We start from the raw sequence: 13,678 nt of genomic DNA on the forward strand, positions 1-13,678 counted from the left end.
CATTCACTCCTAATTCTCTAATGATCTCATTGTGATCTTTACAGCTTTCACGAGTTCGTTCAGCTTTTCCCTTGAACATGATTCTCCTCGTGTTACTCCTGTCACAATTTCCATAACCCTTCCTTTTGTCAGAATATCGTTATCTTTAGGTTTCACAAGTCTTGTCTTCACTCCTGCCTCTGCAAAATCCTCGAAATCCACGAGGGTCTGACAGACAACTACTGCAGGAACGCTTGCTTCTTCCAGAATTGCCTTTACTTTCCGTATCACATGGTCCCTTATGTTACCTGTGTGGATCACAGCGACCTTGTGCCTGTTTATCTGTGCGACCTCTTCCGGGCTTATCCCGAAAGAACCGGAACCCAGATTCGTGTCCGGAACCCCTGAACCTGTGTTCAGGACCATTACACTTACCTGTATCTCTTCACGGCGCATACCATATGTGAGTTCACATACGGGCTTTGTGATATGTCTTCTCCCGGGACTCATTGCAACAGCAATTACATCGGCCCTCCCGGTTTCAGAGATGGTTCCCCGCTGTGCGAGCCCTCCTCCTCTGCCAAGGCCCATGCCATGCCTGCAGTCAACAACCTGTGTTTCCCGGTCGAACATAGTATCACTCGCTTTTCTTATTCAGGATACATATGGGTTTATTTCTCAGTTTGCCCTTTGGATCGGCCATTCCAATCAACATCGGGTCCGCATCCGAGCCGCGTTTTGCGTAATCGGTAACGGTCTGTTTGGTTGGTATGAAAAGACCTTCCCTGAACTCATACGAGAACGGGAGCAATCTGTCACAGATCTCCCTGATGTCTTCTTTTACATCGGCATCGGTAACTTCCAAGCGAATGCCACCTACGCTCACTTCAAGGTCTACCTCCTGGCCGGCGACCATTATCACCTTGTTTGCAGGGTGATCGACGGTTTCACCGGTAGCAGGACCATAAGGTACTGTTTGCGGAACCCTGGGTCCGTGAACGAAGAACCTGACAACGCCTTCCAACAAGGCTATCTCATTGAGCAAAGTCTCAGCTCTGGATGGACTTAATAGCCTGCTGGGAAATATCTCAAGTTGCAGGTAATCTGCATTTGTAGAAGCATCGGACATATTTGTTTAACCTTCGGTATTCTAACTGGGTTTTGTGCCTTAGAGAGCTCCTGCTACTGCCTTGATAGGCTCCTTGAACTCTGGTATTGATCCAAACACGTTGCCCACAAGTGCTGATGTCTTCTCGACTGTGAACATCTGTGTACCTGCATCGAGTGAAACTGCTGCACAGACACATGGAATTGCGAAACCTCTGGAGTGCCTGGTCACAACGTGGTTACCGTTGAAGATACCTGGTCCGCCGCCACCGTAAATGGAGTGACTGAAGAAGGAGAAACCGACCGCTGTACCCTGGGATCTGCCCATGTCACAGCCTGGAAGACCTGTTTCCTTCTCGAGAATGTCGTTGAAGTACAGAAGAGTTGATGAAACATTCTGAGCTGCTCTTCCTGCACCACAGTTTACCATGGTAGCTGCAAGCTGGCCTGCTGCTGCACATGCATTCCACATAGAGACGTCATTCGCCTTGTAGAAGTTGTATCCGGATGGTGCTGTCTTGTCAACAGATATGATACCTGCTTCAAGAGCCTTGTCAACTACGGACTGGACTACAGTACCGATAGTACCGGCCTTACCATTCTCCTTTACGAGGTCGTAAACGATGTTGTTTGCGTTAAGACCCTGGAATGCAAGACCAAGTAACTGGTGCCTCTCGAAAGGACCTACAGCGTTACCCATCTCGTACATACCGACCTGCTCAAATATTGATGAGAGTGCTGCTGCATTCATTGCCTTCTTGCCGGCAATTGCTGCGACGTGGTTTGTAGTGATGTTCCTGAGTGAGAAACCAAGACCTTCGTTGTTCTGTGGGATACTGAGGATCGATGCAATGTTTCCACCCATCATGTCCATGGTCTGCGGGTAGCTTCCCCATACAGCGGACTTGACGATTGGTGCGTCGAACATATCAGTCTTGTACATGTCGATGATTGCCTGAACGACTGCTGCACCGGTAACAGTACTTGCAGATACATAGTCAGCGCCTACAAGTGCCCTTACGCTTGGTACCTGTACAATAAGCTGCTTTCCACCTGCGAGCATCTTTACGTTAGTGTCATCGCCTTCTTTTGCCCTGATGAAGCCTGCGACTGCATCCTGGATTGCGCCTGCGTTGGCAACAATATCGTAGTTGAGTTCTCTTCCAAGGATCTTGCGTCCGAGGCCGCCCATCTTTCCGCTCTCGAGAGCTTTCTCGATACCGGCAAGGTTGACTGCAACGGTTCTCTTGGTATCCTTAATGATATTTTGAATTGCTGCGTTTCTTGTTGGCGCAATATCCATAAGATCGACACCGCTTTCCAGCAATTTACCTCTATCGTCGTAGATGTCTATTTTATCAGACACGTGTATTTTCCTCCTATGTTCTTATTCAGAAATCACCCAACCGGAAATGTACAGTTCGAGTCACTGACGAACAATTACTCTGTACCACATATACTTCCTGTACGAAAAATTTCCATCGGGAATTCTCGGAACTATTAAGTAATGATGGTGTTTAAACCTTTTGCATCATACCGCTCCCAATCCCGCAATCATCAGACAGAGGTATAAAATATTTTTGAGATTGATTTCTTTTTCATCCTTAAAATGACCCATTTTCCATTCAATATTTATTTAACCGGACTTTAGATGAAGGTTCAAAAAGATAGATAATAATGTATCGCAAAACTTTAAGTAGTACAAATAGTGTCTAAAAAACACTATGGAAATCATCGCAGATGTGGGAGGTAATCCCGGAACTGATTGCAAGGGATTTTGCACATATTGTTATTTCAAAAAAGTGAAGGAAGTACAGCCCTTTGGATGCAAGTATTGTTTTCCGTTCCTGAAAGGTTGCGACTATTGCACCAGAGGGGTACGGGAATCATACTCAGGATTCAAACCTGCGCAGTACGTGTTCCAGGAAACATACCAGAAGATGCGTTTCAATCAGGAGAACATCGAGAAGATAACTATCAGCGGGGGAGGAGACGTAAGCTGCTATCCCGAACTGATGCCCCTGGTAGCCAATCTCTCACAATTTGGACTGCCCATCCACCTGGGATACACCAGTGGCAAAGGGTTTAGTGAAGGGAACGAAGCTGAGTTCTTCATAAATTACGGAGTTACCGAGGTTTCATTTACCGTTTTTGCAACAGACCCCGAAATACGTGGGAAATATATGCACGACATGCACCCGGAAGCATCATTGCAGGTCCTCAGGGACTTCTGCAGCAGCTGTGATGTTTATGCAGCCATTGTGGTCATACCCGGAATAAACGACGGAGAAGTGCTTGAGAAGACGCTTGGCGATCTTGAGACCATGGGAGCAAAAGGGGCCATACTAATGCGCTTTGCCAACAGGCTCGATGAAGGCCTCATACTCAATAACGCTCCTGTAATGGAGGGGATAGAGAGTCACAGCATAGAAGAGTTCACCAGTATTGTACGACAGGCTGCCCAGAAACATAATCTGCGGATCACAGGCACCCCGCTTGAAGACCCCCTTATAGGTTCACCCTTTGCCCTGCGAAATGATGAAAATGCACTTGCACAGCTCCCAAGAATCACAAAAGAGGCCACACTGCTTACAAGCAGGGCCGCGGTAGAAAGGCTTGCTGAGATTTTCAGAAAACTGGGCAGCATCGTAAATGTAGTTGCAGTAGGTAAGGACATAGGCTGCCTTATTACCATAGAAGATCTGGAAGCGCTTGACCTTAATGGTATCAAAGAGACAGTGATAATTCCCGGAAGGGCTTTCGTACATGACCCGGAAGCAAAGAAAATGCTTTCAAGGGACGGTACCGACAGGTTCGTGCGCAGGGGACCGGATATGTTGAGCTATGATGGCGAAATGTCGATCGGGATGACAAAAAAAGAAGTCCTGGAGTTTGAGATTAAGCAATTCACAGAGCTCATACAGGAAATAAACGCTATCGGACTTCCGCTTAAGAAATGATGCCTACATGAACTCAGAGAGACCCACTTGCCTGGACTTATCATTCTCGAACAGGGACTTCATGTCCAGTCCCAGAAGGTCTATCCTCTGTTTCGTATAACTTGAGACATTGTACTTTTCCGCAACCCTTTTGGAAACTTCAAGGTACTTCTTGACCGCACCTTCGTGGACCGTAAGTATCACGTTCCCCCCACACTTGGGACAGGTTCCGGTCAGTGGTGGGCGCCTGAACTTAGCAGCGCACTTCACACATCTTGTACCCTGCCTTGAAAAAGCCCTGAGGTTACCGAACATATCAGGCAGGAAGTGGGACATGAGCACCCTTTCAGCAACATCTGCCGCGTCAACTGCGCGTATCTTGTCGGCCAGGGCGAGTTGCGCGTCCATTTTATCCACCATACTTCCAAGTGTCTTATAGGCGCAATGCAGAGGCCCTGCAGCAATATCGGCAGTATCATGAGTGAACATGAAATTATCATACTGCAGAGGCGTATTGAGTCTGCGGCTCACAAGGTCTATGATCTTCTCGAAATCCTTGGGGTTGGGGTACAGAAGGGTCGCCTCGTAGAATTCAAGCGGGTAGTGGTCACATACGTCAATATTGTGAGCTTCCTTATCAACTTCGCTCGGATCTATCCTGGTGGTCAGCACAAGAGGAGCATCCATCTTCCCGCCTCTCTTGTCCGGAAGATAGTCGCGCGAGAAGTTCAGCAACCCATCCATAAGCAACATGACACAGTCCTCATCACCGTCACAGTTGCGCCTCTTTGCCGCATGGAAGAACGGATGGGCATAACCTACCGAAGCTTTTGTGAAACCTACCAGCCTGCCAAGCACACCCGCGGATGTGTGGGGAGCAAGACCCATAACAAGCACACCAACCAGGTCCTCGATAACCTCAGCATTGTAGAAAGGCTCCTCTTTATAGTATTTCACAAGCAGATCATCGATATATTTGGTCGTGCGCATCAGGTACTCCGCACAGTCATAGGAAACGACGATATCCTGCACCTTCAGGCATACAACCTGGTCTTCGCTCTCAATATCTTTTCCATAAATATCCTCAGTATATCCGAGCTCATGCAGCATGTCAACAGTGATGCCCAGTTCATCAGCCCGGATATGTGTCAGGGGGATATCCGACATATCGTACCTTACGGTCCCGTCTTTGAAAGTGAATATATCATGCTTTGCTCTCAGTATGCCCTTTTCCAGAGGTTCGGGCGTCATGTCCTTTGACATCATCCGCTTAACACCTTTGAGCTGCTCGATATTGCTTTCACGTTCTCCAAGCCTATCGAATGCACCCTGGTAAATACTCTTGAAATCAATGGCTTGCATCTTCACACAAGTTGTCTTTGTGCCGCATTTCGGACATTCTGCCTTCTGCACGGATATGCCACACCTTGGGCAGGACAGCTTCGGAACAGTGAAATCTCCGCAACCGCAACGATATTCATAACTAGGGGCACCGCATGAGGGACATACCCTGTTGCCTATCTCAACACGGATAAGTCCCACCTTCTCGTTCATGGACGCCTTATAACTGGCAGCAGTCTCCAGTTTCCTGGTATTGCCACCGGTATCACCTATAGGGAACAATACATGAGGAGCAGGAGTCATCTTCCTTTTGTTGGACTTCTCAGGCCTTCCCATTCTTGCTCCTATCCTCATAAGAGCACGTGCGCGCACTTTGAGGCCACTCACCTTGTTGATCGCATCGAGCGTGTCTCCGGTGGGAAGAGAGTCCCATTGCTTCCTTAGACCCTCATCAAGACCAAGGCACCTGATGAAAGGTTTTGGGGCTTCTATACTTATCTTTTCGTCCCTTATCCTATGAGGCACCAGCAACTTTTCAAGAATCATCTTGATACCGTCCTCAATGGATAGTTCGAAAGGCAGTTCGAGGCAATTATCCTCCCCAATGAACGATCCGTGGGAGGATACAAAAGAAGACAGTGTGACAAACTCCTCCAAAGTTACATCATGCCATAGATAGGTGAACTTGGGATGCAGCGGAACATCATAAATACTACATAGTTCAAGTGCTAGCTCCTGAGAAGGGTCTTTCAGGTCAGGCATATCGGGCCCCCTGCCATCCGTGAGTTTCTCATATTCCTGTATCCACCATTCAAAACAATAGGAAGCAGGAATTAAAGGATGATTATTCTCCAGGAAATCGCCATAATTTATGAGGATCTCGCCGATATCTATAATACATTCCACTTCAGGATGCAGTTCATAAGCTATCTTTTCATCATCTATCCTGAGAACATCCCCCGATTTTAATCTTACAGTGGGTCCCTCCAGAGAATCAACCGGAGCCATACCTGCCGCTTTTCCGGGGCGTTCAACCTTGAGCTGCGTGCCTGCGACAACAAAACTATCCAGTATGACCATGCTTGCAGGGCTTATTCCTGCTGCTGCGAACGATGTGTTCCTCGACCTGCCGTATCGTAACCTGAAACCTCCAGGCCGCATGGGATGCGAGAATACCGGCCTGCCTGCTATCAGGTCGGTTAGATATTTCTCTTTGGGCTTGACACCTTTTGAATCATCTTTACTTTCATCACTCTTTATACCGGATATCAGTTTGTTGAGCCAGTCCCAGCCATCCAGTTCAAGTTTGTTGACATGCTTTAGCACCTTAGGAGCCTTCAGTGCCAGTCCTTCTGCAAGTACAAGGGCCATGCCCCCACGTACCCTGTTGGTCTCGATCCTTTCCAGATTACGGTGACCTTCCACCTCTTCGGCTTCAGTGGGTTCCCCGTCAATACATATAGGACAGTTCTCAACGATGAGCCTGATCTCATCTTCCGAGGGAGTGTACTGCAATGTAGCCACGCGCCTGTACAGGAGGATCTCCTCAATATACCTTTCAACTTCTTCCTTGCGCGGTTTGTACCTGTCAATTCCCACAGCACGCCTTACATAGTCCCCCACAAGCACGGACAATGCCTGGGCTGTGCCTCCTGCGCTGCGTATCGGGCCAGCATAAAAGATACTGATGTACTCCGAACCATCATCATTCTTGCCTATATCCACACGATCGATACCTTCAATTGGAGCGGCAACAACACCCTCTGTAAGCATTGCAACAGAAACACGAATAGCAGCCTCTATTGCTGCAGCCCTGGATGGGAATTCACCTACAATACCTTCCGCGACTGCTTTACCGATTGCAAGAGCACCTTCCTCACGGGACATGGTCTCCTCAAATATGCGTATCTGCTCAGCTACGCCTTTAACACCTATGAGGTTCTCGACCCTGTCAGCCATATCTTTTGCAAGAGGGATTTCCACCCAGGGTTTTGGATCCTTACCTTTTGAGCGTGCCCTGTTAGCAATTTCGATCTCATGCTTTAGATTTGATTCCAGACCTTCAAAATAAGCTTTCATGGAGTCGCTTACAACTATCTCACCCATTCACAACCTCTGCTGACAATTTGTTTTATCTCCGTACTATGTACTTGAGGATAAAAAGTATTGTCCTGCAGAAAGAACCGTTTATTGCCGCTTACATAGAAAAGCATCAGCTAATAGCATATAAACAGAGGAATGAAAGATGGTCCCAACTGCCTGCCAATATAAAGAATAGGACGTTTTGAAAAATATTAGGTCATGGCCCAGACTAGCGAACATCAAGCTCACTTGCAAGATCTTTATACACGCGACCTTTGTCCGTTGTAACGAACAGGTTACCCTTTTGCTCGATCAGCTGTTTGTCTTCAAGTCGTTCCAGATATTTGTTCGCTATCGTTGAATTAAGGTTGGCCCCATATACGATTTGCGTTTTCTTGGCGCCATTCATAGCAATCTTCAAGATCGCAAGCGTAATGTCCAATCTACTTCTTCTGATAAGAATGCCCCCCAGCTTCTTTTATACAGTAATGTCCCGGTTGAGTACTCCACGGGTTGATAAAAGAATATTGAGATGCAAATATTTAACCTAATCGTTTTGGAATATTCTTTGCAAATACCATTCAGAACAAAAAACTGTTTCGCATAAAAGAAACATCCATACCTATCCGGGTATATCCAGCAGCAGGGAAGGAACAGATAGATTTATAATTAATACCGATGTAGAATTGTCGTAAATCTCATATTGCGGGAGTAACCAAGCGGCCAAAGGTGGGAGACTCAAGATCTTCTCGCGAAGGCGTTCGGGGGTTCGAATCCCTTCTCCCGCACCATACAGGTGATCTTTTTTGACAGAAGATATTTCTTACGGCATTATTGTGAATTCCGTTGTTGAGATACTAAAGAAGGCCCAGACCGGACTGCCGCAGGATGTAATTGATGCGCTCCGAAAAGCACAGGCACAAGAATCCTCGTCAATTGCAAGGGAGCAGCTTGAAGCTATTCTGAGGAATATCGATATTGCAGGCAGGAAAAAAATTCCGTTGTGTCAGGACACAGGTATCCTGATTTTTTTTGTAGAGATCGGCAGAGCAGTAAAGCTTGATTTTGACATAGAGGCTGCTATTATTGAGGGAGCAAGGGTTGCCACTGAGTGCATCCCCCTGCGTCCGAATGCAGTAGACCCCCTCACGCGCCATAACACCGGAACAAATACAGGCGAAGGAATACCGGATATAAAATACGAATTCGTAGAAGGCGACCAGATAAGAATCACAGCAGCTCCGAAAGGTGCAGGTTCCGAGAACATGAGCGCACTTAAGATGTTCAATCCAACAGAAGCAGACCGCATCCGCGAATTCGTACTTGAGACGGTGCTTAAGGCAGGTGGCAAGCCCTGCCCGCCAATTATCGTGGGAATTGGCATTGGAGGCTCTTTTGATAAAGCAGCAAGGCTTTCCAAGCTTGCATTACTGGAAGATACGAATAAGATGGATGGGTTTGAAGTAAGCATACTGAAGGATATAAATTCCCTTGGTATAGGCCCCATGGGACTGGGGGGAGATACCACAGCTCTTGCAGTGCATGTGAAAAAGGCTTGCTGCCACACAGCATCCCTTCCTGTAGCTGTAAATATACAATGCTGGGCCAACAGGCATGCATCTGTGACACTGGGAGGCGTCAAATGACGGAATTCCACCTTAGCACCCCTCTCAGTAAATCAGACCTCGACCAGCTTTCAACAGGTGACATTGTTTACCTCACAGGCACGGTCCTGACAGCCCGTGATGAAGCTCATGCCCGCATACTTGAATTTACAGAAAGAGGAGAAGAGCTTCCGTTTGACCTTGAGGGAGCCGCCATCTATCATTGTGGCCCCCTTATGGAACAAAAAGATAATAAATGGGAGGTCGTTGCAGCTGGCCCGACAACAAGCGCACGCATGTCAAAAATGACGCCCCGCCTTCTTGAAAGATACAATGTAACCGCACTTATAGGGAAAGGGGGCATGAACAATGTTGCCGGCCCGCTTAAAGGAAAATGCGTCTACCTTGCATTCACCGGAGGATGCGCCGCCCTTGCTGCAGAGAATATTCAAAAAGTAGAGACCGTATATTGGTCGGACCTGGGAATGCCCGAGGCTGTGTGGGTGCTGAAGGTAAAGAACTTTGGACCGCTCATTGTAGGCATAGATGCGAAGGGCAATGATCTTTTTGCAAAAATAGATGAAAAAGCCAGGAACATATTTTCCAGACTTATATAAGGAAAGTGAATATCACCCAAGCGATCATGGTCATGATAACTGAATGTTTCAGTCCCTGAGTAACAGCTCCTTCGCCCATCTGCCCCGCAACAAGCCCGCTCATAAAACCCTGGATAACTGCTGCATGCATCATTATTCTCGCATACTGGGCCGGATCGAATGCACCAATGAAACCGGAACCGGCTCCAGAGGCCTGGGCTGCTTTGCCTGCTTCTGCCATGGTTGGAACGAATGTTGAGGTAAGCATAGCAATAACGAAAATGAAAACAAAGAAAGACATGTAGCTGATTACTACATATACCATCATATTTCCGCGCCTTTCGCGCTCAAGCAACTTTACTTCCCGGGCATCACGAGCAGCTGCTTCCAGCACAGAGGACACACGCCCTCCTGCTCTGCTTGCCTGGTTGATTAGCGAGACAGACCTTACTATGACAGGGGTAGGCACCCTTATTGAAAAGTTAATAAGCGTCTGCTCAAAAGATATTCCCCATGACATAGACTTATCCATCTGCTGAACCTCTTTTGTGAGTGCACCATACTCACCTTTTGCGACTGTGCTTACAGCTTTTGAAAGAGTGAGACCTGCTCTGCTCAATTCTGATAGATCCCTGAGGAAAGTTGGCAGATATTCCTCAACTTTGTCTATATTCGTAAACCTTTTATGAAATGCAATAGCTGGAGGAGTAATAATCACTAAGACTGTAAAAATCAGGACATCATCTATTAGTGGAGTACCCCATGTTATTCTCATACCCAGCGCAAAGACAAGCAAGGCCAGTGGTAAACTGATAGCGAGCGTGTATTCAGGATGTGCATAAAATGTCTCACCCGGATTTTTGAAAAAATCTTTTATAGCTACATTCTTTTTTGCATTTTCCATCCGGGAGTTGATCAGGCTGTCTTCAAGTCTGTAAAGTTCCTCATCACTCAGAGACATGCCGGAGGGCAGATCTTTCGTAATCATACCTTTTCTGATTAAATCCTTAATAGTCATATTATGTCTCCGGGGTCAAACTGCTTATTAAAATCACATACATGATACTTCCTATAGGAATCAGCGCATAGATAATAAGATAAAGGAATATCATCTGCGCACTTCCCATGATAGACATGATAGACATCACAACTATCAGGAAAAGGGGACCTGCCACAAAAGCAGTTACATAAGTTTCACCCAGGAGTCCCAGGGTTTCCAGAAACTCTTTCTGGTTCTGCCTGTTTTCCTGGAGATACTGATCCGCTTTTACCTGGAAATATGTCTCAACCTGGCCACCGGAAGTTACAACGGTTATTGCCCCTTGCAGAAAGTCCTGCAGCATTAACGAAGGAGTAGTTGCGGAGAGATTTTTCATAGCCGTGACAAGATCACTACCAAGAATCTCAAGATCGCGCACAAGATATCTGAACTCTACAGACACCTGTCCATATATGCTATTATTAGCAAGAGATCTGAAAAGATCGACAGGAAGAACACCTGCACCTGACATTGCGGACATGTAGTTCACAGCATATGGCAACAGAGTATCAATGTTGCGCTTTCGGTCACCAGCCATTATTACAGGGTATAGCAGAAATGTCTTGTAAACTGCAAGAAAAACTAAGCCCACTATAAATATACTGGCAAACAGAGCAACTACAATAGACTTATATACCAGATAAGGAGCTGTCCAGGCTGGTAGCATTAACCTTGTAGCCCTTATCTCAGGAACTCCTAAGATCATAACGATTACACTAAAACCGATAAGGGCAACAACAGAGCAGATAATAGAACTTAACAGCGCACCTGAAAGATATGTATCATAGGCCAGATCCATTCTATTCTTCATCAGACTGTATCGAAGACCAAAATAATCCGTCCTTTTTTTTGCATAGTACTTACCAAATATATTGAATGCAAAAGTGAAATATAGGTTAGACATACGTATCCTGCCTCACCATTTTCATTACTGTTTCCGGCTCACGGTTGTATGCAACCACTATCTTGGCAAAGTCCCTGAAATGAGATACTTTCTTCTCTTTGGTCCACTCAAGTATTTCCTGACGGCGTTTTAGCTCATCGCGTACCCTTTCCTCAGTCCACCCTCTGTTCTCCATCACACTCTCAATTACGTAGGACCTACCTGAATACTGGAACATATCTCTTGCCGCATCCCAGGAGAACACATCATTTGTCAGCAGTTCACCTGTTCTTGGATCAACACCCACTACCTCTGTAAGAGTCTTACATCTCCTGACACGCTTATCATTAACCTTGACCTGAACTTGAATAGCTATAATATCTAACGCCTGAATCATTATTCTAGGGACATTTATAGGAGGATTTTCCAACCTGTGGATTGCAGAAGCAACCGAATCTGCGTGCATCGTAGAGAAAGTAGTGTGACCCGTGGACATTGCCTGGAAGAGTGTCAGTGCCTCTACTCCACGCACTTCACCCACAATTATATATTCAGGCCTCTGCCTCAGGGATGCCCTGAGAAGTTCATACATTTCAATAGAACCCTTGTCTCCGCTCCCGAAAGATTGCCTTGTGACACCAGGGATCCAGTTAGGATGAGAAAGATTTAGTTCCCTTGTATCTTCTATGGATACAATTTTCATTTCCGGCTGGATGAAAAGCGATACAGCGTTCATTGCTGTAGTTTTCCCTGAAGCAGTACCACCTGCAAAAACAAGGCTCTTGTTGGAATCCACTGCCAGCCACAGATAAGCCAGCATGGCTGTAGAAAATGTATGGTAATCTATCAGGTTTGCCGGGGTTATGGGATTATCCTTGAACCTTCTGATAGTGAATGTGCTGCCACGGGTTGTAATCTCGCGCCCAAGGGTTAGTTGAATACGGGAACCATCCGGCATTGTTGCATCCAGCAGTGGGTTTGCTATGGAAACATGCCTTCCGCATATCTGAGCAATCTTGATAGCGAAAGAATCGACTTCTTCGTCACCTGCGAATTCTACACTGGTAGGAATGGAATTATAAACTTTATGGTAAACATAGATAGGAGTATTAGGGCCATCGCATGATATGTCCTCAAGATCCGGGTCTCTCATAAAGGGATCAATTTCACCGTAACCTACGAAGTTACGGACAATATAGTACATTATCTTTTCACGTTTCTTTGGAGATATGTCTATCTGGTACTCCTGAAGATATGCCATTACTTTATCCCGCAAAAAGAATTCGGCATTCTTCCGGGACACTTCCGTTAAATTAATATCAAGGGTCTCGATGAATTTCGTTTTAATGGCATCCAGCAGCTCCTGTTCCTTCTGGGAAAGTTTTGGTTCCAGAGCCTGATATTGGAATTCATGTGATTCCGGGTTATATGCTATTCTTATGTACGCATAAGGTGCATTTACACCATACAGTTCCACTTCCTTAAATGGGCTTTCTGGGGAAATCGTGAAATCGACTATGGGCCCGTGTGCGATCATGTCATATGGGTCAGTATTGATTTTCTTCCTTGCGAAAAGTTTGTTCACACGATCTTTAAGGCTTTCCTGAACTTCATCCTCTTCTAAAAGATCCTCTTCGATAACAGGCATTTCAAATATTTCTTTTAGGATTAGACTCCAATGAGTTTCTCTTTCTTCGGAAATATCTTCTATATAGCATACATCTTCAAAGGACACATTGATCTTGCCCTTCAACTCTTCAATGCTTACATTTTCATCAGTGGGCAGTATAAGGTTTGCAAGCTCATCCACAAAAGAGTCTTCATTAATACGAGGAAGGAAGTCATTTGTATTATCATCAGCCAGATCTTCACATATTTTATGGCCTTCCATTCTATCCTTGTAGTGGGCTCCATTAGTGTCAGATCTTAAAGCTGATAATCTGGAACTTATAGATGTTTTTGTAGATCGCGGTGTACGCTCCTCAGTATCCGGAACGGATTGCAAGCTCCCGGCATCCGGCTCATTGTCAAGAAATGCCAGAGCAGTCTCTTTATCACTTTTATTTTTATCTGAGTGATGATCCATTTTTACCAGCTCCTGTAAATAG

At 46.0% G+C, this 13,678-nt stretch carries 11 protein-coding genes and 1 tRNA gene; 4 read left to right on the top strand and 8 right to left on the bottom strand.

Going from position 1 to position 13,678, the window contains the following annotated elements:
- Positions 1–9: 9 nt before the first annotated feature.
- Genes mcrC through mcrB form a run of 3 tightly spaced genes read right to left on the bottom strand, consistent with a single transcriptional unit; the run spans position 10 to position 2,452 of the window.
- Entirely contained in the window at positions 10–612 is a 603-nt protein-coding gene (gene mcrC, locus QZZ22_RS11910; protein WP_292465155.1) for a methyl-coenzyme M reductase I operon protein C, read from the bottom strand.
- A gap of 4 nt (positions 613–616) precedes the next feature.
- The gene (gene mcrD, locus QZZ22_RS11915; RefSeq protein WP_292465158.1) at positions 617–1,108 is read right to left on the bottom strand and encodes a methyl-coenzyme M reductase operon protein D; all 492 of its coding nucleotides are present in this window, start codon (positions 1,106–1,108) and stop codon (positions 617–619) included.
- Positions 1,109–1,147: 39 nt separating this feature from the next.
- Positions 1,148–2,452: a coenzyme-B sulfoethylthiotransferase subunit beta gene (mcrB, locus tag QZZ22_RS11920; RefSeq protein WP_292465160.1), complete on the bottom strand. Its 1,305-nt coding sequence runs from the start codon at positions 2,450–2,452 to the stop codon at positions 1,148–1,150.
- A gap of 358 nt (positions 2,453–2,810) precedes the next feature.
- Here mcrB and mmp10 point away from each other — a divergent pair, with 358 nt between their 5' ends.
- On the top strand, positions 2,811–4,046 hold the full coding sequence (mmp10, locus tag QZZ22_RS11925) for a methyl coenzyme M reductase-arginine methyltransferase Mmp10 (RefSeq protein ID WP_292465162.1): 1,236 nt from the start codon (positions 2,811–2,813) through the stop codon (positions 4,044–4,046).
- 3 nt (positions 4,047–4,049) lie between these two features.
- Here the strand turns inward: mmp10 and QZZ22_RS11930 are convergent, their stop codons facing one another.
- Positions 4,050–7,472 (bottom strand): DNA polymerase II large subunit, encoded by a 3,423-nt coding sequence (locus QZZ22_RS11930; RefSeq protein ID WP_292465164.1) that lies wholly within the window; start codon positions 7,470–7,472, stop codon positions 4,050–4,052.
- 205 nt (positions 7,473–7,677) lie between these two features.
- Positions 7,678–7,890, bottom strand: coding sequence for a winged helix-turn-helix domain-containing protein (locus tag QZZ22_RS11935; protein ID WP_256622032.1), 213 nt, complete (start codon positions 7,888–7,890; stop codon positions 7,678–7,680).
- A 263-nt stretch (positions 7,891–8,153) separates the two neighbouring features.
- On the opposite strand from QZZ22_RS11935, the gene QZZ22_RS11940 reads away from it, so the two are divergent.
- The 3 genes from QZZ22_RS11940 (at position 8,154) to QZZ22_RS11950 (ending at position 9,669) form a co-directional block, all read left to right on the top strand.
- Positions 8,154–8,239, top strand: a tRNA-Leu gene (locus tag QZZ22_RS11940).
- Positions 8,240–8,254: 15 nt separating this feature from the next.
- A complete protein-coding gene (locus QZZ22_RS11945; protein ID WP_292465167.1) occupies positions 8,255–9,094 on the top strand; it encodes a fumarate hydratase in 840 nt (279 codons plus the stop codon).
- Positions 9,091–9,669, top strand: coding sequence for a FumA C-terminus/TtdB family hydratase beta subunit (locus QZZ22_RS11950; RefSeq protein WP_292465169.1), 579 nt, complete (start codon positions 9,091–9,093; stop codon positions 9,667–9,669). Before QZZ22_RS11945 ends, QZZ22_RS11950 begins: the two co-directional genes overlap by 4 nt.
- Here QZZ22_RS11950 and QZZ22_RS11955 read toward each other — a convergent pair.
- From QZZ22_RS11955 to QZZ22_RS11965, 3 genes are read right to left on the bottom strand one after another with little or no spacing between them, the layout of a single operon-like run.
- Positions 9,662–10,636, bottom strand: a complete 975-nt coding sequence (locus QZZ22_RS11955) for a type II secretion system F family protein (RefSeq protein ID WP_292465172.1) — start codon at positions 10,634–10,636, stop codon at positions 9,662–9,664. The genes QZZ22_RS11950 and QZZ22_RS11955 overlap by 8 nt on opposite strands.
- 31 nt (positions 10,637–10,667) lie before the next feature.
- Entirely contained in the window at positions 10,668–11,591 is a 924-nt protein-coding gene (locus QZZ22_RS11960) for a type II secretion system F family protein (protein WP_292465175.1), read from the bottom strand.
- Complete coding sequence (locus QZZ22_RS11965) at positions 11,584–13,656, bottom strand: type II/IV secretion system ATPase subunit (protein WP_292465177.1); 2,073 nt, start codon at positions 13,654–13,656, stop codon at positions 11,584–11,586. The genes QZZ22_RS11960 and QZZ22_RS11965 overlap by 8 nt, the downstream gene beginning before the upstream one ends.
- Positions 13,657–13,678 lie beyond the last annotated feature (22 nt).

Origin of the sequence: Methanolobus sp., assembly GCF_016278365.1 — an archaeon.
Classification (GTDB): Archaea; Halobacteriota; Methanosarcinia; order Methanosarcinales; family Methanosarcinaceae; genus Methanolobus.

Bases quoted from the DNA above. Each gene is read 5' to 3' on its own strand.
- mcrC (WP_292465155.1), bottom strand. From the start codon at position 612: ATGTTCGACCGGGAAACACAGGTTGTTGACTGCAGGCATGGCATGGGC.
- mcrD (WP_292465158.1), bottom strand. From the start codon at position 1,108: ATGTCCGATGCTTCTACAAATGCAGATTACCTGCAACTTGAGATATTT.
- mmp10 (WP_292465162.1), top strand. From the start codon at position 2,811: ATGGAAATCATCGCAGATGTGGGAGGTAATCCCGGAACTGATTGCAAG.
- QZZ22_RS11930 (WP_292465164.1), bottom strand. From the start codon at position 7,472: ATGGGTGAGATAGTTGTAAGCGACTCCATGAAAGCTTATTTTGAAGGT.
- QZZ22_RS11950 (WP_292465169.1), top strand. From the start codon at position 9,091: ATGACGGAATTCCACCTTAGCACCCCTCTCAGTAAATCAGACCTCGAC.
- QZZ22_RS11955 (WP_292465172.1), bottom strand. From the start codon at position 10,636: ATGATTACGAAAGATCTGCCCTCCGGCATGTCTCTGAGTGATGAGGAA.
- QZZ22_RS11960 (WP_292465175.1), bottom strand. From the start codon at position 11,591: ATGTCTAACCTATATTTCACTTTTGCATTCAATATATTTGGTAAGTAC.
- QZZ22_RS11965 (WP_292465177.1), bottom strand. From the start codon at position 13,656: ATGGATCATCACTCAGATAAAAATAAAAGTGATAAAGAGACTGCTCTG.